This window comes from Pseudomonas sp. WS 5071 (assembly GCF_012985765.1).
GTDB lineage: Bacteria > Pseudomonadota > Gammaproteobacteria > Pseudomonadales > Pseudomonadaceae > Aquipseudomonas > Aquipseudomonas lundensis_A.
In genome coordinates this window covers 95,112-120,616 of record NZ_JAAQWY010000003.1, presented here as the reverse complement: position 1 = coordinate 120,616, position 25,505 = coordinate 95,112, and the positions used below count along the sequence as shown (strand labels likewise).

Sequence of the window (25,505 nt, the reverse complement as noted above, 5' to 3'; positions counted from 1 at the left end):
CTCCCTGGGTGGTGGGTACCTGACCAGTGCACATCCCAACAAACTTGCCCTGATTGTTAGGGGCTCTTCAGTGTGAAAAAAGCCGTGAATAGCCAACGACCTGTAAACCTAGACCTAAGGACCATCAAACTCCCCATTACCGGCGTTACGTCATTTCTGCACCGTGTATCGGGCATCATTCTCTTTCTCGGCCTGGGCATCATGCTTTATGCATTGAGCAAATCCCTGGGTTCGGAAGAAGGTTTTGCCGAGGTGAAGGCATGCTTGACCAGTCCGCTGGCCAAATTCGTTGCGTGGGGCCTGCTATCTGCCTTGCTGTACCACCTGGTGGCAGGTATTCGCCATTTGATCATGGACATGGGCATCGGTGAGACGCTGGAAGGCGGCAAACTGGGCTCGAAAATCGTAATCGTCATTTCCGTGGTGATGATCGTTCTGGCGGGAGTTTGGATATGGTAACCAGCGTTACGAACCTGTCGCGTTCGGGCCTCTATGACTGGATGGCACAGCGTGTGTCTGCGGTCGTTCTAGCGGCTTATTTCATCTTCCTGATCGGGTACCTCGTTGCGAACCCAGGCATTGGCTACGCCCAATGGCATGAGCTGTTCGCAAGCAACTGGATGCGTATCTTCAGCCTGCTGGCCCTTGTTGCACTCGGCGCTCACGCCTGGGTCGGCATGTGGACCATCGCGACTGACTACCTCACGCCAATGGCGCTGGGCAAGTCCGCGACAGCAGTACGTTTCCTCTTCCAGGCAGTATGCGGCGTTGCAATGTTCGCTTACTTCGTCTGGGGTGTGCAGATTCTTTGGGGTATCTGAGTCATGGCTAACACAGTTAATACACTTTCGTTCGACGCCATTATTGTAGGCGGCGGCGGTGCTGGCATGCGTGCTGCTCTGCAGCTGGCACAAGGCGGTCACAAGACTGCTGTAATTACCAAAGTCTTCCCGACCCGTTCGCATACCGTATCGGCTCAGGGTGGCATCACTTGCGCCATCGCGTCTGCAGACCCGAACGATGACTGGCGCTGGCACATGTACGATACCGTCAAGGGCTCCGACTACATCGGTGACCAGGACGCTATCGAATACATGTGTTCCGTAGGTCCGGAAGCCGTGTTTGAACTTGAGCACATGGGCTTGCCGTTCTCCCGTACCGAGCAGGGCCGTATTTACCAGCGTCCTTTCGGCGGTCAGTCGAAGGATTTCGGCAAGGGCGGCCAGGCGGCACGTACTTGCGCTGCGGCGGACCGTACCGGCCACGCACTGTTGCACACCCTGTACCAGGCCAACCTCAAGGCTGGCACTGTATTCCTGAACGAATACTACGGTGTGGATCTGGTGAAAAACGAAGACGGCGCCTTTGTTGGCATGATCGTCATCTGCATTGAAACCGGTGAAACCTCTTACGTTCGCGCTAATGCGACCGTACTGGCGACTGGCGGTGCGGGCCGTATTTACTCCTCGACCACCAACGCACTGATCAACACCGGTGACGGTATTGGCATGGCACTGCGCGCAGGCGTTCCGGTGCAGGACATCGAAATGTGGCAGTTCCACCCAACCGGCATCGCCGGCGCGGGTGTACTGGTTACAGAAGGTTGCCGTGGTGAAGGTGGTTACCTGATCAACAAGCACGGCGAGCGTTTCATGGAGCGTTATGCTCCGAACGCCAAAGACCTCGCTGGCCGTGACGTAGTCGCTCGCTCGATGGTTAAAGAAATCATCGCGGGTAACGGTTGCGGTCCGGATGGCGACCACGTGATGCTGAAACTTGATCACCTCGGTGAAGAAGTTCTGCACAGCCGTCTGCCAGGCATCTGCGAACTGTCCAAAACATTTGCGCACGTCGACCCGGTTCTGGCGCCAGTTCCAGTCGTTCCTACTTGCCACTACATGATGGGTGGTGTTGCCACCAACATTCATGGTCAGGCAATTACTCAGGACGCTGAAGGCAACGACGCAATCATTCCTGGCCTGTTCGCGGTCGGTGAAGTGGCTTGCGTATCGGTTCACGGCGCCAACCGTCTGGGCGGCAACTCGCTGCTCGACCTGGTGGTGTTCGGTCGTGCTGCTGGCCTGTTCCTTGAGCAGACCCTGAAAGAAGGCGTTGATTACGCTCGTCCACGTCAGGCTGATATCGACGCTGCTCTGGCGCGTCTGGATGGCTTGAACTCGCGCACTGATGGCGAAGACGTGGCAACCCTGCGTAAAGAGCTGCAAAGCTGCATGCAGAACTACTTCGGTGTATTCCGTACCGGCGAATACATGCAGAAGGGTATTGCCCAGCTGCAAGAGCTGCGCAAGCGCATCGCCAACGTGAAAATCAACGATAAGAGCCAGGCGTTCAACACGGCCCGTATCGAAGCACTTGAGCTGCAAAACCTGCTTGAAGTGGCAGAAGCCACTGCAATCGCTGCTGAAACCCGTAAAGAATCGCGCGGTGCTCACGCCCGTGAAGACTACGAAGATCGTGACGACGTTAACTGGCTGTGCCACACCCTGTATTTCCCGGGTGAGAAGCGCGTAGCCAAGCGTGCGGTGAATTTCTCGCCGAAAACCGTTCCGACCTTCCAGCCAATGGTTCGTACTTACTAAGGGTGGCCGATATGTTGAAAGTCAGTGTTTATCGCTACAACCCGGATCAGGACGCTGCACCGTTCATGCAAGAGTTCCAGGTCAATACCAATGGTAAAGACTTGATGGTGCTGGACGTTCTGGCCCTGATCAAAGAGCAGGACGAAGGTTTCTCCTATCGTCGCTCTTGCCGCGAGGGCGTTTGTGGCTCGGACGGCATGAACATCAACGGCAAAAACGGTCTGGCGTGCGTAACGCCACTGTCCGCTGTCGTAAAAGGTAACAAGTTGGTGATCCGTCCTCTGCCAGGTTTGCCGGTTATCCGTGACCTGGTCGTCGACATGAGCATCTTCTACAAGCAATACGAGAAGGTGAAGCCATTCCTGCAGAACGATACGCCGGCCCCGGCCATCGAGCGTCTGCAATCGCCAGAAGAGCGTGAAAAGCTCGACGGTCTGTACGAGTGCATCCTGTGTGCTTGCTGCTCGACTTCGTGCCCGTCCTTCTGGTGGAACCCGGACAAGTTCCTGGGCCCTGCTGCACTGCTGCAAGCCTACCGTTTCCTGGCTGACAGCCGTGACACCAAGACCAGCGAGCGTCTGGCTTCACTGGATGACCCGTTCAGCGTATTCCGCTGCCGCGGGATCATGAACTGCGTAAACGTGTGCCCTAAAGGTCTGAACCCGACTAAGGCCATCGGCCACGTGCGTAGCATGCTGCTGCAAAGCGGCGTCTGATACACCGCTATACCGTAGATCGCTGTAACCGAAGATGCTACGGCGCAGGCTTCAACCGGCGCCGTAGTTTTAACCTGAGCAGCAGCTCACAAAGTTGCGGCTCTTATTTTGAAGAAATGAGACCAGCAGGGGCATCCGGGCTGGTACCCGGACTATCAGCGTGATCCTAAGTGGCTTGTTTTAGTCGCTGTATTCGGACTTTCTCAAGCATGCTCTGGTGTTCTCGTCGATGGTGTCCCCTAACCGAGGGTGACCAAGCATGCAAGAAAGCGTGATGCAGCGCATGTGGAACAGCGGCTATCTTTCAGGTGGTAACGCTGCCTATGTGGAAGAGCTCTACGAGCTCTACCTGCACGACCCTAACGCTGTGCCAGAAGAATGGCGCACCAAATTTCAGACGTTGCCGACTGACGGCAACTCTGCCAACGATGTTTCGCACTCCACAATCCGCGATCATTTCGTGCTGCTGGCAAAGAACCAGCGCCGCGCCCAACCGGTTTCCGCCGGGAGCGTGAGCAGTGAGCACGAGAAGAAGCAGGTTGAAGTGCTGCGATTGATCCAGGCCTATCGGATGCGCGGCCACCAGGCAGCCCAGCTTGATCCGCTGGGGCTGTGGCAGCGTCCTGCACCTGCAGACCTGTCGATCAATCATTACGGCTTGACCAATGCCGATCTTGATACGACCTTCCGTGCCGGCGACCTGTACATCGGCAAAGAGGAAGCGAGCCTACGCGAAATTCTCGAAGCGTTGCAGCAGACATATTGCCGCACCATTGGCGCAGAGTTCACGCACATCGTCGATTCCGAGCAGCGCCACTGGTTTGAACAGCGCCTCGAAAGCGTGCGCGGCCGCCCAACGTATTCGGCTGAAGTCAAAAGCCATCTGCTTGAGCGCGTCACGGCTGCCGAAGGTCTGGAAAAATACCTGGGGACCAAATACCCGGGCACCAAGCGTTTCGGTCTGGAAGGCGGCGAGAGCCTGATTCCATTGCTGGACGAGCTGATCCAGCGTTCGGGCAACTACGGCACCAAGGAAATCGTCATCGGCATGGCCCACCGTGGTCGTCTGAACGTCCTGGTGAACACCTTCGGTAAAAACCCGCGCGAGTTGTTCGACGAGTTCGAAGGCAAGAAAAAGATCGAGCTGGGTTCCGGTGACGTTAAATACCACCAGGGCTTCTCCTCCAACGTCATGACCTCCGGTGGCGAAGTTCACCTGGCAATGGCGTTTAACCCGTCCCACCTGGAAATCGTTTCTCCGGTGGTTGAAGGGTCTGTACGTGCACGCCAGGATCGTCGTAACGACAAGACGGGCGACAAGGTTCTGCCGATTTCCATCCACGGTGATGCTGCATTCGCAGGTCAGGGCGTGGTCATGGAAACCTTCCAGATGTCGCAAACACGCGGCTTCAAGACCGGCGGCACCGTACACCTGGTGATTAACAACCAGGTGGGCTTCACCATCAGCAACCCGCTGGACTCGCGTTCGACCGAGTACTGCACCGACGTTGCGAAAATGATCCAGGCGCCGATTCTCCATGTGAATGGTGATGACCCTGAAGCCGTCATGTTCGTGACTCAACTGGCCATCGACTACCGCATGCAGTTCAAGCGTGACGTCGTGATCGACCTGTTCTGCTACCGCCGTCGCGGTCACAACGAGGCCGACGAGCCAAACGGCACCCAGCCGCTGATGTATCAGCAGATTGCCAAACAGCGCACCACGCGTGAACTGTATGCCGATCGTCTGACTCAGGAAGGTGTGGTTGACGCAGATCGCGTTCAGGCCAAGATCGACGAATACCGCAACGCGCTGGACAACGGTCTGCATGTTGTGAAGAGTCTGGTCAAAGAGCCAAACAAAGAGCTGTTCGTAGACTGGCGTCCGTACCTGGGCCATGCCTGGACAGCGCGCCATGACACGCGTTTTGATCTGAAAACCCTGCAAGAACTGTCGGCCAAGCTGCTGGAAATCCCAGAAGGCTTCGTCATGCAGCGCCAGGTGTCGAAGATCTACGAAGACCGTCAAAAAATGCAAGCCGGCGGCCTGCCGATCAACTGGGGTTATGCCGAAACCATGGCATACGCGACCCTGGCGTTCGAAGGTCACCCGATCCGCATGACGGGTCAGGACATCGGTCGCGGTACGTTCTCGCACCGTCACGCCGTGTTGCACAACCAGAAAGACGCCAGCACCTACATTCCGCTGCAGCACCTGTACGAAGGTCAGCCTCGCTTTGATCTGTACGACTCGTTGCTGTCGGAAGAAGCGGTATTGGCGTTTGAATACGGTTACTCGACCACCACGCCAAACGCGCTGGTGATCTGGGAAGCCCAGTTCGGCGACTTCGCCAACGGTGCGCAGGTCGTTATCGACCAGTTCATCACCAGCGGCGAGCACAAGTGGGGTCGCCTGTGCGGTCTGACTATGTTGCTGCCACACGGTTATGAAGGTCAGGGCCCTGAGCACTCCTCGGCACGTCTTGAGCGTTACCTGCAGCTGTGCGCCGAACACAACATTCAGGTATGCGTACCGACCACGCCGGCACAGATCTACCATCTGCTGCGCCGTCAGGTTATCCGTCCGCTGCGCAAGCCGCTGGTGGTTCTGACGCCGAAGTCGTTGCTGCGCCACAAGCTGGCCGTCTCGACCCTGGAAGATCTGGCAGAAGGTTCGTTCCAGACCGTTATCCCGGAAATCGACGCGCAGGATCCGGCGAAAGTCGAGCGCATCGTGCTGTGTAGCGGCAAGGTCTACTATGACCTGTTGGAAAAACGCCGTGCCGAAGGTCGTGAAGACATCGCCATCGTGCGTCTTGAGCAGCTGTATCCGTTCCCTGAGGACGACTTGATTGAAGTCCTGGCTCCGTACAAAAACCTGAAACACATAGTGTGGTGTCAGGAAGAGCCGATGAACCAGGGTGCCTGGTACTGCAGCCAGCATCACATGCGCCGCATCATTGGCGGTCACGACAAGTCGCTCGTACTTGAGTACGCGGGCCGTGACGCTTCTGCTGCACCTGCTTGTGGTTATGCATCGATGCACGCCGAGCAACAGGCCAAACTGTTGCAAGATGCGTTTACTGTTTAACGCCTTCGCGCACTGAACCGAATTAAAGGAACCACGAACATGGCTATCGAGATTAAAGCCCCAACTTTTCCGGAATCGGTTGCCGACGGCACCGTTGCCACCTGGCACAAGCAACCGGGCGACGCTGTAAAGCGTGACGACCTGATCGTTGACATCGAGACCGACAAAGTTGTGCTGGAAGTACTGGCCACTGCTGATGGCGTACTGGGCGCAATCGTTAAGAACGAAGGCGACACCGTTCTGTCCGACGAAGTACTGGGCTCCATCGTTGAAGGCGGCGCTGCTGCTCCTGCTGCACCGGCTGCCGCTGCTCCTGCCGCTCAAGCCGCTGCACCTGCTGCCGATGGCGAAGATGACCCGATCGCTGCACCGGCGGCTCGTAAAATCGCTGAAGAAAACGGCATCAACATTGCTTCCGTTGCCGGTACTGGCAAAGGTGGTCGTGTGACCAAGGAAGACGTTGTTGCTGCTGTAGCGGCCAAAAAAGCTGCTCCTGCTGCCGCACCTGCCAAAGCCGCTGCACCGGCTGCAACTGCACCGGTATTCGCTGCTGGCGACCGTGTTGAAAAACGCGTTCCAATGACCCGCGTTCGTGCCACTGTGGCCAAGCGTCTGGTTGAAGCGCAGTCCAACATGGCGATGCTGACCACCTTCAACGAAGTGGACATGACTGAAATCATGGCACTGCGTTCGAAGTACAAGGACCTGTTCGAGAAGTCCCACAACGGCGTGCGTCTGGGCTTCATGTCGTTCTTCGTGAAGGCCGCCACTGAGGCGCTGAAACGCTTCCCGGCTGTCAACGCATCTATCGACGGTTCCGACATCGTTTACCACGGCTACGCAGACATCGGCGTTGCCGTCTCCAGCGACCGCGGCCTGGTGGTTCCTGTTCTGCGTAATGCAGAGCTGATGAGCCTGGCTGAAATCGAAGGCGGCATCGCTGCCTACGGCAAGAAAGCCCGTGACGGCAAGCTGTCGATTGATGAAATGACCGGCGGCACGTTCACGATCACAAACGGTGGTACGTTTGGTTCGATGATGTCGACCCCGATCGTTAACCCGCCGCAAGCTGCGATCCTGGGCATGCACAACATCCTTCAGCGTCCTATGGCCGTCAACGGTCAGGTGGTCATCCGTCCGATGATGTACCTGGCTCTGTCTTACGATCACCGCTTGATCGACGGCAAAGAAGCTGTAAGTTTCCTGGTAGCAATCAAAAACCTGCTGGAAGATCCGGCGCGTCTGCTGCTGGATATCTGATAGAAGCAGCCATGAGCTGCAAGTCTGAAGCCTTGTGTCGTTCGCGGCCTGGCTTTGGCTTGCAGCTCGCGGCTTGAAGCTTGTCGCTAAAAGAGGATTCTTTTACATGTCTCAGAAATTTGACGTTGTAGTGATTGGTGCGGGCCCTGGTGGCTACGTTGCAGCCATCAAGGCCGCTCAACTGGGCCTTTCGACTGCTTGCATCGAAAAATACACCGACAAGGAAGGCAAACTGGCGCTGGGCGGTACGTGCCTGAACGTTGGCTGCATTCCATCCAAGGCGCTGCTGGACAGCTCCTGGAAGTACCACGAAGCCAAGGATGCGTTCGCCATCCACGGTATCAGCACCGGTGAAGTGAAGATGGACGTGCCGGCGATGGTAGGCCGCAAGGCCAACATCGTTAAAGGTCTGACTTCCGGTGTTGCGACCCTGTTCAAGGCAAATGGCGTGACGTCCTTGCAAGGTCACGGCAAATTGCTGGCCGGCAAGAAAGTTGAACTGACCAAGCCTGACGGCAGCGTCGAAATCATCGAAGCCGAGAACGTGATTCTGGCTTCGGGTTCGCGTCCGATCGACATTCCACCGGCTCCAGTGGACAACAACGTAATCGTTGATTCGACCGGCGCCCTGGAATTCCAGTCCGTACCCAAGCGTCTTGGCGTAATCGGCGCTGGCGTAATCGGCCTGGAACTGGGTTCGGTATGGTCGCGTCTGGGGGCTCAGGTCACTGTTTTGGAAGCCCTGGATACGTTCCTGATGGCGGCTGATGCTGCTGTGTCCAAGGAAGCCTACAAAACCCTGACCAAACAAGGTCTGGACATCAAGCTGGGCGCCCGCGTAACCGGTTCCAAGGTGAACGGCGAAGAAGTCGTTGTGACCTACACCGACGCCAACGGCGAACAGACCATTACCTTCGACAAGCTGATCGTAGCGGTAGGCCGCCGTCCGGTGACCACCGAGCTGCTGGCAGCCGACAGCGGCGTGACCATTGACGAACGCGGCTTCGTGTTTGTTGACGATCATTGCGCCACCAGCGTACCGGGCGTCTACGCCATTGGTGACGTGGTGCGCGGCATGATGCTGGCTCACAAGGCTTCCGAAGAAGGCATCATGGTTGTCGAGCGCATTAAAGGTCACAAGACCGAGATGAACTACGACCTGATTCCATCGGTTATTTACACGCACCCGGAGATCGCGTGGGTCGGTAAAACCGAACAGGCCTTGAAAGCTGAAGGCGTTGAAGTTAACGTCGGCACCTTCCCGTTCGCAGCCAGTGGCCGTGCCATGGCAGCAAACGACACCGGTGGCTTTGTAAAAGTCATTGCTGATGCCAAAACTGACCGCGTACTGGGCGTCCACGTGATTGGCCCGAGCGCTGCAGAGCTGGTACAGCAGGGCGCTATCGGTATGGAGTTCGGCACCAGTGCCGAGGACTTGGGCATGATGGTTTTCTCCCATCCAACCTTGTCCGAAGCGTTGCACGAAGCAGCGCTGGCAGTGAATGGCGGCGCCATCCACATTGCCAACCGTAAGAAACGTTAAGACCAGACAATAAGAAACCACGGCGGTTTGCCCGTCGTGAGCCTTGCTCGCAAGCCTCACCGCGGAACTTCCGCCGGACGCAGTCTTGTCCCGTTTCAATCAGGCCCGACTCTGCCCACGCGGGTGTCGGGTTTGTCGAAACAGTGCAAGCAGCAGTCACAGGTGGTGCGGCACTAATAAAAGTGCAGCGCCGAATGCGCAGTACCTAACGAAGACGGTAAAAAGCATGAATCTTCACGAGTATCAGGGTAAGCAGCTGTTCGCTGAATACGGCCTGCCAGTATCCAAGGGTTATGCAGTAGATACCCCGGAAGCGGCCGCAGAAGCATGCGACAAAATCGGCGGAACCGAATGGGTTGTAAAAGCCCAGGTTCACGCAGGTGGTCGCGGTAAAGCGGGCGGTGTAAAGCTGGTTCGCAGCAAAGAAGACGCTAAAGCATTCGCACAACAGTGGTTGGGCAAGCGTCTGGTGACCTACCAGACTGACGCCAATGGTCAGCCGGTCACCAAGATCCTGGTTGAATCGTGCACTGATATCGCTAAAGAGCTGTACCTGGGCGCTGTCGTTGACCGTTCGAGCCGCCGTATCGTGTTCATGGCTTCCACCGAAGGTGGCGTGGACATCGAGAAAATCGCTCACGATACGCCTGAAAAAATTCTTAAAGCCACGATCGATCCACTGGTTGGCGCTCAGCCATTCCAGGGTCGTGAGCTGGCTTTCCAGCTGGGTCTGGAAGGCAAGCAGGTTTCCCAGTTCGCCAAGATCTTCGTTGGTTTGGCCAAACTGTTCCAGGACCACGATCTGGCCCTGCTGGAAGTGAACCCGCTGGTCATCAAGACTGACGGCGATCTGCACTGCCTCGATGCGAAAATCAACATCGACGCTAACGCCATGTACCGCCAGCCTAAGCTGAAGACTTTCCACGATCCGTCCCAGGACGATCCGCGCGAAGCGCACGCTGCCCAGTTCGAACTGAACTACGTAGCGCTGGAAGGCAACATCGGCTGCATGGTTAACGGTGCTGGCCTGGCCATGGGCACCATGGATATCGTCAACCTGCATGGCGGCAAGCCAGCCAACTTCCTCGACGTTGGCGGCGGTGCTACCAAAGAACGCGTAACTGAAGCGTTCAAGATCATTCTGTCCGACAGCAATGTTGCAGCAGTACTGGTCAACATCTTCGGCGGCATCGTTCGTTGCGACATGATTGCCGAAGGCATCATCGGTGCAGTGAAAGAAGTCGGCGTTAAAATCCCGGTGGTTGTGCGCCTTGAAGGCAACAACGCTGAACTGGGCGCTAAAGTACTGGCAGAAAGCGGCTTGAACATCATCGCTGCTACCAGCTTGACCGACGCTGCTCAACAAGTTGTCAAAGCTGCGGAGGGCAAGTAATGAGCGTCCTGATCAATAAAGACACCAAGGTTATCTGCCAGGGCATCACCGGTTCGCAGGGTAGCTTCCACACCCAGCAAGCCATTGAGTACGGCACCAAAATGGTCGGTGGCGTTACGCCGGGCAAAGGCGGTACCACTCACCTGGACCTGCCTGTTTTCAACACCGTAAAAGAAGCTGTTGCGGCTACGGGTGCAACTGCCAGCGTTATTTACGTACCGGCTCCGTTTTGCAAGGACTCTATCCTTGAAGCAGCGTTCGGTGGCATCAAACTGATCGTGTGCATCACTGAAGGCATTCCTACCCTGGACATGCTGGACGCTAAAGTTAAGTGCGACGAGCTGGGCGTGACCCTGATCGGCCCTAACTGCCCAGGCGTGATCACGCCGGGCGAATGCAAGATCGGCATCATGCCAGGTCACATCCACTTGCCAGGCAAAGTAGGCATCGTGTCGCGTTCCGGCACCCTGACTTACGAAGCTGTCAAGCAGACCACTGACGCCGGTTTCGGTCAGTCGACTTGCGTGGGCATCGGTGGTGACCCGATTCCTGGTTCCAACTTCATCGACATTCTGAAGCTGTTCCAGGAAGACCCGAAGACCGAAGCGATCGTTATGATCGGTGAGATCGGCGGTTCGGCTGAAGAAGAAGCGGCTGCTTACATCAAGGCAAACGTGACCAAGCCGGTTGTTTCCTACATCGCTGGTGTGACTGCCCCCGCAGGCAAGCGCATGGGCCATGCTGGCGCAATCATCTCTGGCGGTAAGGGCACTGCAGACGAGAAGTTTGCTGCTCTGGAAGACGCAGGCGTTAAAACCGTGCGTTCGCTGGCAGACATCGGCAAGGCGTTGTCCGAGCTGACTGGCTGGGCAATCAAATAAGCCATTGGCTTAGCTGACTGTTACACCAGGCAAAGGCCACCTTCGGGTGGCCTTTGTGCGTTCAGGCTCCGGTGCATTGAAAAGCGCTATGGCAGAGCTGATATCACATAGGCAAGCCGGGATCGACGCCGTTCCGGAATGCTTGAGGTTCTAGTGCGCCGTCATGTTTCTGCGCGCCCAGCCGAAAACCGCGATAGCGTTTTAACGACCCTTACGACCTGTGATGCTCTCTCGCGCTACTCTTCAATGGCTCCAAAGCTTGCACACCCTGTTGGCAGGTTTGCCAGCAGATTAGTGATTGAAAGCGTAGGTTGTTATGACTCGTCTTGTAGGAAAAGCACACCAAGGCGAATTTCGATGTCATCAAAGCGACAACTGCGTTCGTTCATCGGACAGAGCGCCCTGCAACAGTGCGTTGCAGGAAAAAAATGGGTAATCTGACAGCCAATTCTGCGTTCGCATCCCACAAGGAAGCCACGCGCTAGACGGGTTGGACTTATACAGTTCGACAGCATTTCCCACATCCGCACGGGAAATTCCCCCTCTAAATTCCGATTCAGTAGTGTGGTATTTCCGTAATGAAAGTATTGAAAGGCCAGGACATCCTGGCGCTTGGGTTTATGACGTTTGCCCTGTTCGTTGGGGCTGGCAATATCATTTTCCCGCCGATCGTTGGCCTGCAAGCCGGACCTAATGTCTGGATTGCTGCATTGGGCTTTCTGACCACGGCTGTAGGCTTGCCGGTCATCACCGTTGTGGCGCTGGCGAAAGTCGGCGGCGGTATGGATGCGCTGAGTAGCCCGATCGGTAAAATCGCTGGCGGCTTGCTGGCTGCGGTTGCGTACCTGGCGGTAGGTCCGCTGTTCGCGACCCCGCGTACGGCCACCGTGTCGTTTGAGGTCGGCCTCGCGCCTTTGACCGGTGAAAGCCCGCTGGCGCTGTTCCTCTACAGCTCGGTGTACTTCCTTATCGTGTTCTTCGTTTCACTGTACCCGGGCCGCCTTTTGGACACCGTAGGGCGTTTTCTGGCGCCGCTGAAAATCATCGCGCTGGCGATCCTCGGCATTGCTGCGTTTGCGTTGCCGGCTGGCGACATTGGCGTGGCAACCCCGGAATACGTTGCCGCGCCATTCTCCCAAGGGTTCATCAATGGTTATCTGACCATGGACACGCTGGGTGCATTGGTATTCGGCATTGTCATTGTTAATGCCATCCGCTCCCGTGGTGTGGAGTCACCGAAGTTGATCACCCGGTATGCAATCATTGCCGGTTTGATCGCAGGTGTGGGCCTGGCGCTGGTGTATGTCAGCCTGTTCCGTCTCGGTTCGGGCAGCCATGAAGTGGCTGCGGGTGCCACCAACGGCGCTGCGGTACTGCACGCTTACGTACAACACACCTTTGGATCGTTGGGCAGCGGTTTTCTGGCGGTATTGATTGCACTGGCCTGCCTCGTAACTGCGGTCGGTCTGACCTGCGCCTGTGCTGAATACTTCAGTACTGTTCTGCCACTGTCCTACAAGGCTCTGGTGGTGATACTGGCAGTCTTCTCGCTGGCGGTGTCCAACCTGGGCCTGACTCAGTTGATCGCGTTCTCCATTCCGTTGCTGACAGCGATTTACCCGCCGTGCATCGTGCTGGTGGCGCTGAGTTTCTGCAAAGGCTTGTGGCACGCTCAAGCACGAATCGTGGGCCCGGTGATGCTGGTGTCCTTCATCTTCGGTTCCATCGATGCCCTTAAAGGGGCTGGCATGGCGGGCTGGATTCCTGATCGACTGGTTAACATGCCTTTCAGTGAGCAAGGGCTGGCGTGGCTGGTGCCTTCTCTGGTGGTTCTGTTGGGTGCGGTGATTTGCGACCGCATGCTGGGCAAGCGTCAAGAAGCGCTGGCGTAATCATTCAGCCCGCCACAAGCGGGCAATGACGACATGAAAATGCCCTGTATCAATTTGATACAGGGCATTTTTTATGGGCGTGTCTTTTTGCTGGCTAAAGCGTCGAACGCAAGTGCATAACTCTTACCCTCACGTGCGCTTCGGGAAAACCCATGTCGTTCATTCAGTCAAATTGGACTCATCTTTTAGCCGCACTCTGGTTTGTCGTGTGCTGGGGTGGCTACACACGCTATGCCACCTGGAAAGCGCGTGACACGGCCTGTCTGGCCAGCGTCTTGCACTTGTATCGAAAGGACTGGATGCGCCGCATGCTATTGCGCGACAACCGCATTGCCGACGCGAGTGTGATTGGCAATCTGGAACGCAATGCATCCTTTTTTGCCTCCAGCACCCTGATTATTCTCGCGGGTATTCTGACTGTGCTGGGCGCATCGGAGCGGGCGGTGTCGCTGTTGGCAGATATCCCCATGGTGCAACAAGCGTCGCAGGGCATGTCTGAAATCAAGTTGTTGTGCCTGGCACTGGTATTCGTTTATGCCTTCTTTACCTTCAGCTGGTGCATGCGCCAATACAACTTTGCCGCCATCCTCATTGGATCGGCGCCCATGATTGGCGAGCGCGATGTTGCGGAACAAGAGCGCAAGGCATTTGCATTGCGCGCGGCCAAAGTGATTTCGATGGCAGCCAACCAGTTCAACTTTGGCCTGCGTTCGTATTACTTCGGCATGACCATGCTGGCGTGGTTTGTCAGCCCGTGGTTGTTTATGCTGATGAGCGCGGGTGTCGTCGTGGTTTTATACCGACGCGAGTTTCATTCTGACGTGTTGAGTGTCATGGTCTACACCCCGACTGAGGCGCCGTTGCCTGAGTCAAACAAGGACGCAACCCCATGAGTATTCCTTTCTGGTGTGTTTTTATCAGCGCACTGTTGATCTTTATTGCACGCGTGCCCGTGGCCAAAGCCATGAAAGAGCAGGGCGGCTATGACAATCAATTACCGCGTGAACAACAGGCGCGTTTGACAGGCCTGGGCGCGCGAGCACTGGCGGGGCATCAGAACAGTTTTGAAGCCTTCATGCTGTTCTCGGCGGCTGTATTGATGGCGCACACCACCCAAACACAGGGTTTGCTAATTGACACATTGGCCATTGTGTTTGTGTGCGCACGCATTGTGTTTTTGCTGTGTTACTGGGCTGATAGGGCGTTGCAACGCTCTCTGGCGTGGGTGGTCGGGATGCTTTGCACACTCTTGTTAATGTTGAGTCCTGCATTCAAAAGTTTGTTGGTCTGACTCGGCAAATCGCAGACAAAGTAAAGCCCGCATTGAGCGGGCTTTCTTTTGCAGCCAAGTAAATGAATTACTTGGTAGCAGGAGCAGCTTCTGTAGCAGCAGGTGCAACTGGAGCAGCCGGAGCGGCTTCTTCAGCAGCGGCTTTGTTCGACTCAGCCTGATCTTTAGCGGCTTCGGCGTTCTCTTTTGCAGCTTCGTTTACTTTGTCTTGTGCTTCATTCATTTTTTCTTGAGCTTGCTCGGAGTGTTGAGCAGCGTCTTGTGCTTTATCTTCGGATTTTTTGTCGCAAGCAGCGAGACCGAGGGAAGCAGCCAACATCAAGGCAACAGCGAAAGTCTTACGCATGGGGTGTTTCTCCTTATTGAGTATATCTACCGGCCGTTTGAGCACAGGCCGATAGCTTAAGTTCCTTGGGTGTGCAGATATATAAATGCACGCCGCGCGCGAATTCTACGCAGTCACCGACTGACAAGCCAAGCAGATTAGTCATGGCACGGTAATATCGTCGTAATGCCCTGTTTAGAGGCCCTTAACCGGGTGCGTTAACCCGCAATGACGAGGGGGCTGGGGTAGATTCAAAACACAGGCCTTGAAATTTCAGTACCAGCCCCAACTTTCATGACATCCCGCCGCCAACCCTCTAGGGCGTGGCTCATGCCATCAAATTGGAGTTTTATAACAATGAGCGTGGAAACTCAAAAGGAAACCCTGGGCTTCCAGACCGAGGTCAAGCAACTGTTGCACCTCATGATCCATTCGCTGTATTCCAACAAGGAAATCTTCCTTCGCGAATTGATCTCGAACGCCTCTGACGCTGTCGACAAATTACGTTTTGAAGCGCTGTCCAAGCCAGAACTTCTGGAAGGCGGCGACGAACTTAAAATCCGTGTGAGCTTCGACAAGGACGCCAAGACCGTCACCCTCGAAGACAACGGCATCGGTATGAACCGTGACGACGTGATTACCCACTTGGGCACGATTGCCAAGTCCGGCACCGCCGATTTCATGAAAAACCTCTCGGGCGATCAAAAGAAAGATTCGCACTTGATCGGTCAGTTCGGTGTGGGCTTCTACTCCGCCTTTATCGTTGCAGACAAAGTAGACGTGTTCAGCCGTCGTGCCGGTACCCCTGCCAGCGAAGGCGTGCACTGGTCGTCCAAGGGCGAAGGCGAGTTCGAAGTTGCTACTGTCGAGAAGCCTGAGCGTGGTACCAAAATTGTGCTGCACCTCAAGTCCGGTGAAGAAGAGTTCGCTGATGGCTGGCGTCTGCGCAACATCATTAAAAAATACTCCGACCACATCGCCTTGCCCATCGAACTGCCTAAAGAGCAGGCTGGCGCAGAAGGCGAAGAAGCACCTGCGCTGGAATGGGAAACCGTTAACCGCGCCAGCGCCTTGTGGACTCGACCTCGCGCTGAAGTCAAGGACGAGGAATATCAGGAGTTCTACAAGCACATCGCCCACGACTTCGAAAACCCGTTGGCCTGGAGCCATAACAAGGTCGAAGGCAAGCTGGAATACAGTTCGTTGCTCTATGTGCCGGCCCGCGCTCCGTTTGATCTCTACCAGCGTGAAGCGCCTAAAGGCCTGAAGCTGTACGTACAGCGCGTATTCGTCATGGATCAGGCTGAGTCTTTCCTGCCGCTGTATCTGCGTTTTATCAAAGGCGTGGTCGACTCCAACGACCTGTCGTTGAATGTGTCGCGTGAAATCCTGCAAAAAGACCCGATCATCGATTCCATGAAGTCGGCGCTGACCAAGCGTGTCCTGGACATGCTGGAAAAACTGGCGAAAAACGAGCCTGAGAAATACCAGGGCTTCTGGAAAAACTTCGGTCAGGTGATGAAAGAAGGTCCGGCTGAAGATTTCGCCAACAAAGAAAAAATCGCCGGGCTGCTGCGCTTCGCTTCAACCTACGAGGAAGGCGGCGAGCAAACGGTTTCCCTGGCGAACTACCTTGAGCGCGCCAAGGAAGGTCAGGACAAGATCTACTACCTGACCGGTGAAACCTATGCTCAGGTTAAAAACAGCCCGCACCTGGAAGTCTTCCGCAAGAAAGGCATCGAAGTGCTGCTGTTGACCGACCGTATTGATGAGTGGCTGATGAGCTACCTCAGCGAATTTGACGGCAAAACCTTTGTTGACGTGGCGCGTGGCGACCTTGATCTGGGCAATCTGGACTCCGAAGAGGACAAGAAAGCCGCAGAAGAAGTGGCCAAGGCTAAAGAAGGTCTGGTTGAGCGCATCAAGACGGCATTGGGCGACAGCGTCAGTGAAGTGCGTGTTTCGCACCGTCTGACCGATTCACCGGCCATTTTGGCGATAGGCGAGCAGGACCTTGGCTTGCAGATGCGCCAGATTCTGGAAGCCAGCGGACAGAAAGTTCCGGATTCGAAGCCTATCTTCGAATTCAACCCGGCTCATCCGCTGATCGAGAAACTGGATGCGGAGCAAAGTGAAGAGCGTTTTGGCGACTTGTCGCACATACTCTTCGATCAAGCAGCACTGGCGGCTGGCGACAGCTTGAAAGATCCGGCGGCCTATGTCCGTCGTCTGAATAAGTTGTTAGTTGAGTTGTCCGTGTAAGACGTCTATAAAAAACCCGCTTCGGCGGGTTTTTTTTGTTTTGAACTCAGAGGTTTTCAATGGAATCAATAACGCTCCAGTCGGTGATCTATCAAATCGATGGCCAGCCTTACGAGGGCCGTCTTGCCTATGACTCAAGCCGAGTGGATCCGTTGCCGGGCTTGCTCATGGCGCCCAATTGGATGGGCATTGGCGCAGGGGCTGAAGAGATTGCCAAGTCCGTGGCCGAACAGGGCTATGTGGTATTGATTGCCGACTTGTACGGTCAAGGCATACGTCCTGCTAATGCTGATGAGGCGGGCGCTGCGATGATGCCGCTGAAAAACGACCGCGCCTTGCTGCGCAAACGTATGTGGGCCGCTTACGATAACTTGCGCAACACCTCGTTTGCCAAAGTCGACAGCGCCAAATTGGCAACCTTCGGCTTTTGTTTTGGAGGCTGTTGTTCGCTGGAGCTGGCCCGCGGTGGTGCACCGCTCAAAGCCGCCATATCCTTCCACGGCACCCTTGATACGCCTAACCCCATTGATGCGAACAGCATCAAAGGGGCGGTGCTGGCGCTGCACGGTGCGTCCGACCCCTTGGTACCCAACGAGCAGCTCCCGGCCTTTGAAAACGAGATGAATGCAGCGGGCGTTGACTGGCAGTTGGTCAGCTACGGTGGCGCCGTGCACTCGTTCACTGATCCACACGCCAACGTTCCGGGCAAGATGATGTATGACGCGAAAACCGCCAAGCGCGCCTTCATCGCCATGCATAACCTGCTGGATGAAGTGTTCAGGGATTGACCACTTGATCCTTGTTACGCCCGTGCGCGTTTACAGCGCAGCCTGTTTGATCGTCTCGCTGATGGTCAGATCCCGCATCAGCAAGGCGTAGCTCAAATCCACTTGATCGGGGATTGGCAGGTACACCGTGTGGCCATCCCCGGGCGCAACCTCAATTGGCAAGTTGGCAGTGTTGAGTAATTGATAAAGATCGAAGTGGTAGTTTCCGCGCGGGGTCATCAGTTCCAGATGATCGCCCACGGAAAACCGGTTTTTGACCTTGACCTCGGCCATGCCGTTGCGCCGTTCCCCGGTCAGCTCGCCCACAAACTGCTGACGCTGGGACAGTGAGCTGCCATGCAGGTAGTTCTGGTATTCGTCATGCACATGGCGGCGCAGGAAGCCTTCGGTGTATCCGCGTTGCGCCAGAGACTCCAGATCCGTCATCAGGCTGCGATCAAACTCACGCCCTGCCACGGCGTCATCAATGGCCTTGCGGTACACCTGAGTGGCCCGCGCGCAGTAAAAGTGCGACTTGGTGCGGCCTTCGATTTTCAGCGAGTGCACGCCCATTTGCGTCAACCGGCCCACGTGCTGTACGGCGCGCAGGTCCTTGGAGTTCATGATGTAAGTGCCATGTTCGTCTTCAAACGCCGCCATTGGCTCTTCAGGACGACTGGTTTCATGCAGCAGAAACACCTCGTCAGTCGGCCGGCCCACGCCTAATGTCGGCTCCACAGACGGGTCAGCCACGTTCACGATTGTGCCCAGTTCATTCTCGGTGGCGGGGGCAGCGTCATACTTCCAGCGGCAGGCGTTGGTGCAACTGCCCTGATTGGCATCTCGCTTGTTCATGTAGCCGGACAACAGACACCGACCGGAGTAAGCCATGCACAACGCGCCATGCACGAAGATCTCCAGTTCCATGTCAGGCACTTGCTGACGAATCTCTTCGATTTCTTCCAGCGATAATTCGCGCGACAGGATGATTCGGCTAAGCCCTTGCTGACGCCAGAATTCGACGCTGGCCCAATTCACGGTATTGGCCTGCACTGACAGGTGGATTGGCATGCGCGGGAAGTGCTGGCGCACTAGCATGATCAGACCGGGGTCGGACATGATCAACGCATCGGGGCCCATGGCGATCACTGGCGCCAGGTCCTTGAGAAAGGTGCGCAGCTTGGCATTGTGCGGGGCGATGTTGACCACGACGTAAAAACGTTTGCCTTGGGCCTGCGCTTCTTTAATGCCTATAGCCAGGTTGTCGTGGTCGAATTCGTTATTGCGCACCCGCAAGCTGTAGCGCGGTTGGCCTGCGTACACGGCATCGGCGCCATAAGCGAAGGCGTAACGCATGTTCTTCAGGGTGCCGGCAGGGGCGAGGAGTTCGGGCGGTGCAAGGGACATAGTCGAGCCATTCGCAAAGGGCGCGATAGTAATCGGGCTTAAACAGTGGAATGTTGATCTGGATCTATGCTTTATGCAGCAACGATGGCACTTGGCAGACGCTTTGCGGACTAAGCTGGCGCTAACCGACGAATGCGCGCCTTACTGACATGGACGGCCTATGAACGAAACAAGCCTGCAACGCAAAACCCTGCTGTTATTGTTGGCCTTGGTCACAATTGCTTTTATCTGGATCTTGTTGCCGTTCTACGGTGCGATTTTCTGGGCAGTCGCTCTGGGGATTCTGTTCGCCCCCTTACAACGCAAATTAGTGCTCAAGTTCAAGGGGCGGCGCAACCTAGCGACATTTGCCACCCTGGGCATCTGTACCGTGATTGCCATTTTGCCGGTCATCATCACCACCGCCTTGCTGGTGCAGGAAGTGGCCATGCTCTACAACGACGTGCAGAGCGGCAAGATCAACGTCGCCAGCTACGTCATGCAGTTCAAAGACATCTTGCCGATGAATGTACAGAATTGGCTGGATCGCTTTGGTCTGGGCAATATCGCCGGTTTGAGTGAGAAAGTGTCCAAAGGCGCTTTGGAAGGCAGTCAGTTCTTTGCCACCCAAGTCTTCAGTTTTGGTCAGAGTACTTTCGAACTGGTGGTGAGTTTTTTCATCATGCTGTACCTGTTGTATTTCTTTATCCGTGATGGCCAGCAGATGGTGCGCACCATTCGTAATGCAGTTCCGCTGGCGGAGCAGCAGAAGCGTTTGCTGCAGCTCAAACTGCGTCGCGTGGTGCGGGCTTCGGTCAAGGGCAACTTGGCGGTTGCGATCACACAGGGCGCTCTGGGCGGACTGATGTTTTGGTTCCTGGGTATCCACAGCTCATTGTTCTGGGCAGTGTTGATGATGTTTCTCTCTCTGCTGCCCGCCGTGGGCGCCGGGATCGTCTGGGCTCCCGTGGCCATTTACTTTCTGGTGACAGGTCAGGTATGGGAGGGGGTGGTACTGGCGCTGTATGGGGTTTTGGTGATCGGCATGGTGGATAACGTGCTGCGCCCGATTCTGGTCGGCAAAGACACCAAAATGCCGGACTTCCTGATTCTGATATCCACGTTGGGCGGTATGGCCATCTTTGGCCTAAATGGCTTTGTGATCGGGCCATTGATCGCTGCCCTTTTTCTCTCCAGCTGGGGGCTGTTCAGCGGGACGCGCCGCAAAGTGCGACTGCCCGCCGACATTCAGCCACGCAACTAGCGCAAGTTGTATGACACCCCGACGTAGGCGCCCATGCCTTCGCCGGGGGTCGAGCGCGCGGCGTCCTTGCCGTTGTCGTCATACCCTGGGGTGACGGTAGCGGCATAGCGCTGGCGTGTCAGGTTGCGCAGGTCTAGCCAGGTTTGCCAGTCTTTCTTGGGTGAGGCATACCCGAATGTTGCTCCCCACAACATGTAGGAAGAGGTGTGATACGAATTGGCGTAATCCACGGCCATGCGCGAGGCCACTTGCGTATTGACCCCGGCGTAGAACCCTTGCGCATGGTCGTAGCGAAGCTCGGCCTGATAGTAGTGACGGGGAATGCCGGGCAACGCGTTACTGCCAAAACGTTCATCATTGCGGTAGTGGAAATCACTGAAGGTGTATGCCTGGCGCAACGAGACGTTGCCAATACCGTCTTTTTCCCACAACAGACTGTTGAGTCCGGCCTCAATCCCTTGGTGGACGGTTGGGCTGGCATTGGATTCGCCGATAATTGGCGCTTGAGTGGCGGTTGCAGCTTGCGTCTCGACACTGAGTAGTTCATGCCGAATGGCCGAGTAATACCAGGCGAGATCCCATTGACCAAACCAGGCATCACCCCGGCCCCCCAACTCAAGAGTGGTGGCTGTTTGATTGTGTAAAGCGACAGGTGTGCTTTGACGACCAGTGGCCGGGCCATTATTGACAGGAAACGTAAAAGGCGAGCCCCAGATCATCGACCAGGGATGCGGCGGCTCGACGGAGCGACTCACATTGCCATACACCTGCAACGCGGGATTGAACGCGTAACGCAGGCCGACACGTGGCGCGTAATCCCAATCATGCTGGCTGACCTTGCCGCCGCTGTCCGGATAGCTCACGTCGCTCTCACGGCGGGTGTAGATCAGGGCCATGCCCGTGGTGAGCCATAGATCGGGCATCAGCTCCAGGTCATTGCCGGCGTGCAGCACCGTGTCCGAACCCTGGTAACTGAAGTCGCGCATCTTTGTGCCCGCAGGATACGCCGCGGTGTTTCCCGCAGGAATTCGCACGTATTCCGATGCCCCGCTATTGGGCAGGTGCTTGGTGCTACGCAAGCCCACGGTTGTCTTGCTTTCCAGCCCGAACACGGTGTCACGGCGTTTGTAGTTCAAAGTGCCGCTGACATCGGTATACGCGACTTTCAGCCCGTTAGGGCCTTCACGCAGGTCCATCGGGTAGTCGTGGTACACCAGTCCGGTTTCAAGCTGCGAGTCGTCGTCCAGGTACATCGTCGTTTTGTTGGCGAACCAGGTACTTCCCGGTTGAGGACGGCTGTAATCTCCCTTGACATAAGCAGGGTTGGCCGAGCGTGGATGATGCTTGATCTGGTCTTTGGTAACACGGCCTGCCAGTTGGTTATCAGTCTCGCGATAGCGCAAATAAAAACGCGTCTCCAGTTGCGGGTTGAAGCGATAACCGACATTGGCCGCAACGCCTTTGCTGCTACCCCGGGTATGGTCTTGATAACCGTCGGTAGTGGCGTCATTCAGGGAGATGTAGTAATCAAGATCGCCCAGTACTTGCCCTGAGCTGAGCTGACGTTTTTGATAACCGTAGCTGCCTGTTTCATAACGCACCTGCAGCGGGGTCGCGTCGTAGCCGGTGCGGGTGACGTAGTTGATCGAGCCGCCCAAGGCCAGTGCACCGGTGTCAAACCCATTGGCGCCACGCAGGACTTCTGCGCGGCTGAGCCATAACGGTTCAAATAATTCATAAGGGGTGCCACCGGGGCCTGTCAGCGGCAGCCCGTCAAACATCACGTACAGCCCTGAGCCGTGGGCACCCGGCGCGCGATTAAGGCCGGAACCGCGCACTGAAACCTTGGCACCGTCATTGCCCGATGACTGTGCATAGACGCCAGGCTGGTACGCGAGCACGTCGGTATTGCTGCTCGTCCGGCCGGTTTCAACGGTGTTCAAATCAATCACATTGCTGGCGCCGGGGACTTCATTCATCCGGGCTCGGGCTATGTCCAGCTCACTGCTTTCTTGACTGCGTACTTGCACTTCTCCCAGCTCAAGTGTCTCTGCGAGGGCGCAAGAAGCACAGGCAAGGGCCAAAGGCAGCAGTGCAAAGCGGATAGAACGCATGAATGACAGGTCCAGGGTTGGGCGGGCGGCGCGCAAGCCTATACAAGGCGAGAATCGCTCGCAACTGCCAAACTGGCCTAATGTGTTAGTCCACAGGCGATTGCAATACATAGCACTCGAACAACTCCAAGTGATCCGGCCGAGCGGCCAAGGAAGAGATGAGCTTCAATCCAGCCGCATGTGCCCAATACCGTATGTTGGGCAGCACCGGGGTATGCCCGAACACGATGGCCATTGCGCCGTGTTTCAAGTGCTTCAACAGCATCATTAGCAAGTGTTGCGCGTGGTCTCTGCTCATCACCTCGGCATTCAGGAAGCGCAGAAATAAAACATCGCATTCGGCTGTGGGCTGAGGCGCTTCTTGTGCAGCACGATGGTGAAACTGCAGATTGGGTAATCGATGATGGGTGCGCGCTTGCTCCACCATGCTTAACGAGCAGTCGGCGCCGATACAACGGGTGTGGGGCAACGCACTGGCCATGGACGCTATGAATGCGCCGGTGGAACATGCCGGGTCTAGCAGTCGGGCGCCGGGCTTGAGTCGACTTTGCAGCAAGGCGGTGCAATGGTCTCGAAAGTGTCGTTCATCCTCATTCAGTGTCTGGGCCAGTTTTTCGCTAAAGCGCCAGTGTTCTTCATGCATGACGTACTCCTGTGCATGGCTATCAAGGACGGGGAAGGGAAAGTACAGCTCGCTGCCCGTCAGGTTGGGCGCTCGCTGAAAGAGCTGTGTCTTTTCTGCTTCGCCTGCCGTGATGAACTGCACAGTGACGCCATGGCTCCCGTAAATAATGCGGGTAAAACGCCCGAGCAACATGGAGGGCCGGATCAGGCTGGACAGGTGCTGTCGGCCGCCGAAGGCCGTTGTCAGCGTTTTGCGGCCCACCCAGAGCGAGTCCTCGATATTAAGCATAAACACGTTGTTCAGCCCGGGACCAAGGGGTTCTGTCCACGACGCGTGTTGATGCACCGTCATGCTGCAGAGCGTGTGTATCTGCTGCTGGACGTGCTGCTCGCGGTGTACGGTCAGGGCATGAGTCATGGCATCACCTGACACACTCATTGAGCGCCTGTCCCCGGGCTTGGGGAATAACAACGTTGCCGGTGCTCACAATATAAAAACGCTCAAGCCCCGGGATCACGACGTTGGCCAGGGTGGTACCCCTGTCCGTTTGATAGAGGGTGCTGATACCCAGTTCGCGGTTGTGCGCGCGTACATCACGGGCGATGACGTGGATCTGCTCGTCCAGCGTGCCTAGGGCGCCGTGCATTGGCAGCGCGACCAGTTGCTGGCGGGTATGCATCATCAGGTCGTCTATATCCAGGCGCAGGCAGCGCTGCAGGCGAGGAAACGCAGCTAAATGGCGCATTTGCAAGTCGATATGTTGCGCTGTGTCGGCGCGGGTTGCCGCCCAACGGACTTGCACCAGTTCGGTAAGTGCGCGAGCTGCCGCATGGGACGCACTTAATGACGTGCCGCAGCCGAAAAGGGTGATGGGCTGGTTACCGGAGTGGGTGAAAGCCATACAGGTGGTGACGCAAAACTCACTGCTGATGTCGAGCAGAATGACTTCGGCATGCAACTCTGTCTCAGCTTCCTGCCAAAGGTTGCAGAGAGGGTGGCGTGCCTGCGGGCGTTGGACCCTGCGCAGTGGCCGGTCGTGCCGGTAGTAAAAATGGCTGAGCAGGAAGAGTGAGAGTGCATCGCGCTCAAGGCATTCATTGATGGCGTGCAGAGCTGCTTCCTGGTAGGTGGCGCCAATGGCGATGCCGCTGTTGCTGAAGTAGCGGCGTATACCTGCGTAATCAAATGTGTCACCTGCCAACGGCCTGCCGGGGTAGTCAGGCAAGCTAAAAGCGATCGGGTAATAGAAGGACGCTGTGTCGAGAGGGCTGTGGTAAAGGCGGCTGGCGATGCTGGCCTGAGTGTGTTGAATGACGCTATCCAGAAGACTGTCGTCGTGAAAGATACCGTCGCGCGTGAATCGATTTGCAGGACGCAGTTCAACCCCGACGTGCATCTCATGATGCTCGCTCAGGTAATGTTCCAAGGCTTCATAGTGGGCTCCAACCAAGGCGCTGTCAGTGTAGCCTTTTCCGGAACCGACCCCCTGATGCCCTGAGTTGGCGTCACTCAGCATCACGCGAGTGTTCACAATGCGCTCTCCGAGTGTACGAACGGAGCAGGCCAGCCCGAGGCAGTTCAGCTCTTGAAGCACTCTTGCATACGCCTCGGGCAAAGAAAGCTCACGTTCGTCAGGAGGAATTAATGTCGTCATGGGAGAGTCCGGTGTAAGGAGGGAAGTCAGAAACGTTCCCTCCTTACGGAGTTAGTCAGCGTGGAGTTCTTCTTTCTCGGCATCGGACAATTCAAGTTGATCGATAAGCTGCTGCTCGGACTGGGAGTCCAGTGAGTCTGCATCAGGCAGTGCCTGGGTGTTCATAGCCATGTGGTAGCCCATATTGAAAACCTGCTTTAAGTGGATTGAAATTTAATTGAAATATTGAGTTGGCTTAGGCGTCCTAAGCGCGCTTTTAATTTAGTTGCCTGTATTCTTGGCTGTCAATGAACGCAGTTTCAACTTGTGCGAGCGAATTAATGTTTTGGTACATGTTTATTTTTGTTCGGTGCTATTCACTGTTCAGTTGGTGTGGGAAGGCGCTGGAATGCGGGTGTGCCCGGCGTTTAATAATACGGAGGCGTGAACTTGAGTGTAGGT

20 protein-coding genes are annotated in these 25,505 nt (G+C 56.1%); 15 read left to right on the top strand and 5 right to left on the bottom strand.

Features of this window, described 5'->3' with window-relative positions:
- Positions 1–72: 72 nt before the first annotated feature.
- From sdhC to HBN61_RS02650, 12 genes are all read left to right on the top strand, one after another.
- Positions 73–459, top strand: a complete 387-nt coding sequence (gene sdhC / locus HBN61_RS02705; protein ID WP_070411961.1) for a succinate dehydrogenase, cytochrome b556 subunit — start codon at positions 73–75, stop codon at positions 457–459.
- Positions 453–821, top strand: a complete 369-nt coding sequence (gene sdhD / locus HBN61_RS02700; RefSeq protein ID WP_003446906.1) for a succinate dehydrogenase, hydrophobic membrane anchor protein — start codon at positions 453–455, stop codon at positions 819–821. Before sdhC ends, sdhD begins: the two co-directional genes overlap by 7 nt.
- Before the next feature lie 3 nt (positions 822–824).
- Positions 825–2,600 (top strand): succinate dehydrogenase flavoprotein subunit, encoded by a 1,776-nt coding sequence (sdhA, locus tag HBN61_RS02695; RefSeq protein WP_047274260.1) that lies wholly within the window; start codon positions 825–827, stop codon positions 2,598–2,600.
- Positions 2,601–2,611: 11 nt separating this feature from the next.
- A complete protein-coding gene (gene sdhB / locus HBN61_RS02690; RefSeq protein ID WP_047274262.1) occupies positions 2,612–3,316 on the top strand; it encodes a succinate dehydrogenase iron-sulfur subunit in 705 nt (234 codons plus the stop codon).
- Between the two features lie 259 nt (positions 3,317–3,575).
- Positions 3,576–6,407, top strand: a complete 2,832-nt coding sequence (locus tag HBN61_RS02685; protein ID WP_169965353.1) for a 2-oxoglutarate dehydrogenase E1 component — start codon at positions 3,576–3,578, stop codon at positions 6,405–6,407.
- A gap of 39 nt (positions 6,408–6,446) precedes the next feature.
- Complete coding sequence (odhB, locus tag HBN61_RS02680) at positions 6,447–7,667, top strand: 2-oxoglutarate dehydrogenase complex dihydrolipoyllysine-residue succinyltransferase (protein WP_047274266.1); 1,221 nt, start codon at positions 6,447–6,449, stop codon at positions 7,665–7,667.
- Between the two features lie 106 nt (positions 7,668–7,773).
- Positions 7,774–9,210 carry a dihydrolipoyl dehydrogenase gene (gene lpdA / locus HBN61_RS02675; RefSeq protein WP_047274268.1) on the top strand — a complete coding sequence of 479 codons (1,437 nt, stop codon included), beginning with the start codon at positions 7,774–7,776 and terminating at the stop codon, positions 9,208–9,210.
- Positions 9,211–9,436: 226 nt separating this feature from the next.
- Positions 9,437–10,603 carry an ADP-forming succinate--CoA ligase subunit beta gene (sucC, locus tag HBN61_RS02670; RefSeq protein WP_047274270.1) on the top strand — a complete coding sequence of 389 codons (1,167 nt, stop codon included), beginning with the start codon at positions 9,437–9,439 and terminating at the stop codon, positions 10,601–10,603.
- Entirely contained in the window at positions 10,603–11,484 is an 882-nt protein-coding gene (sucD, locus tag HBN61_RS02665; RefSeq protein WP_016780174.1) for a succinate--CoA ligase subunit alpha, read from the top strand. The genes sucC and sucD overlap by 1 nt, the downstream gene beginning before the upstream one ends.
- A 578-nt stretch (positions 11,485–12,062) precedes the next feature.
- Positions 12,063–13,376, top strand: coding sequence for a branched-chain amino acid transport system II carrier protein (gene brnQ / locus HBN61_RS02660; RefSeq protein WP_170046115.1), 1,314 nt, complete (start codon positions 12,063–12,065; stop codon positions 13,374–13,376).
- Between the two features lie 152 nt (positions 13,377–13,528).
- Positions 13,529–14,269: a DUF599 domain-containing protein gene (locus HBN61_RS02655; RefSeq protein WP_094995138.1), complete on the top strand. Its 741-nt coding sequence runs from the start codon at positions 13,529–13,531 to the stop codon at positions 14,267–14,269.
- Positions 14,266–14,667, top strand: coding sequence for an MAPEG family protein (locus tag HBN61_RS02650; RefSeq protein ID WP_094995139.1), 402 nt, complete (start codon positions 14,266–14,268; stop codon positions 14,665–14,667). Before HBN61_RS02655 ends, HBN61_RS02650 begins: the two co-directional genes overlap by 4 nt.
- A gap of 67 nt (positions 14,668–14,734) precedes the next feature.
- Here HBN61_RS02650 and HBN61_RS02645 read toward each other — a convergent pair whose 3' ends face one another.
- Positions 14,735–15,013: a hypothetical protein gene (locus tag HBN61_RS02645; RefSeq protein WP_094995140.1), complete on the bottom strand. Its 279-nt coding sequence runs from the start codon at positions 15,011–15,013 to the stop codon at positions 14,735–14,737.
- Between the two features lie 336 nt (positions 15,014–15,349).
- Here HBN61_RS02645 and htpG point away from each other — a divergent pair, with 336 nt between their 5' ends.
- Both htpG and HBN61_RS02635 read left to right on the top strand, forming a co-directional pair.
- The gene (htpG, locus tag HBN61_RS02640; RefSeq protein ID WP_170046114.1) at positions 15,350–17,254 is read left to right on the top strand and encodes a molecular chaperone HtpG; all 1,905 of its coding nucleotides are present in this window, start codon (positions 15,350–15,352) and stop codon (positions 17,252–17,254) included.
- 59 nt (positions 17,255–17,313) lie between these two features.
- Complete coding sequence (locus HBN61_RS02635) at positions 17,314–18,042, top strand: dienelactone hydrolase family protein (RefSeq protein ID WP_169965347.1); 729 nt, start codon at positions 17,314–17,316, stop codon at positions 18,040–18,042.
- Positions 18,043–18,072: 30 nt separating this feature from the next.
- Here HBN61_RS02635 and trhP read toward each other — a convergent pair whose 3' ends face one another.
- Positions 18,073–19,428: a prephenate-dependent tRNA uridine(34) hydroxylase TrhP gene (gene trhP, locus HBN61_RS02630; RefSeq protein ID WP_170046113.1), complete on the bottom strand. Its 1,356-nt coding sequence runs from the start codon at positions 19,426–19,428 to the stop codon at positions 18,073–18,075.
- Positions 19,429–19,588: 160 nt separating this feature from the next.
- On the opposite strand from trhP, the gene HBN61_RS02625 reads away from it, so the two are divergent.
- Positions 19,589–20,671 carry an AI-2E family transporter gene (locus HBN61_RS02625; RefSeq protein ID WP_094995144.1) on the top strand — a complete coding sequence of 361 codons (1,083 nt, stop codon included), beginning with the start codon at positions 19,589–19,591 and terminating at the stop codon, positions 20,669–20,671.
- On the opposite strand, the gene HBN61_RS02620 is transcribed toward HBN61_RS02625, so the two are convergent.
- The 3 genes from HBN61_RS02620 to HBN61_RS02610 form a co-directional block, all read right to left on the bottom strand.
- Positions 20,668–22,785 (bottom strand): TonB-dependent receptor family protein, encoded by a 2,118-nt coding sequence (locus tag HBN61_RS02620; RefSeq protein WP_170046112.1) that lies wholly within the window; start codon positions 22,783–22,785, stop codon positions 20,668–20,670. The genes HBN61_RS02625 and HBN61_RS02620 overlap by 4 nt on opposite strands.
- Before the next feature lie 85 nt (positions 22,786–22,870).
- Positions 22,871–23,827: a class I SAM-dependent methyltransferase gene (locus tag HBN61_RS02615; RefSeq protein ID WP_170046111.1), complete on the bottom strand. Its 957-nt coding sequence runs from the start codon at positions 23,825–23,827 to the stop codon at positions 22,871–22,873.
- A 4-nt stretch (positions 23,828–23,831) separates the two neighbouring features.
- Complete coding sequence (locus tag HBN61_RS02610; protein ID WP_170046110.1) at positions 23,832–25,064, bottom strand: YcaO-like family protein; 1,233 nt, start codon at positions 25,062–25,064, stop codon at positions 23,832–23,834.
- Between the last annotated feature and the right edge of the window lie 441 nt (positions 25,065–25,505).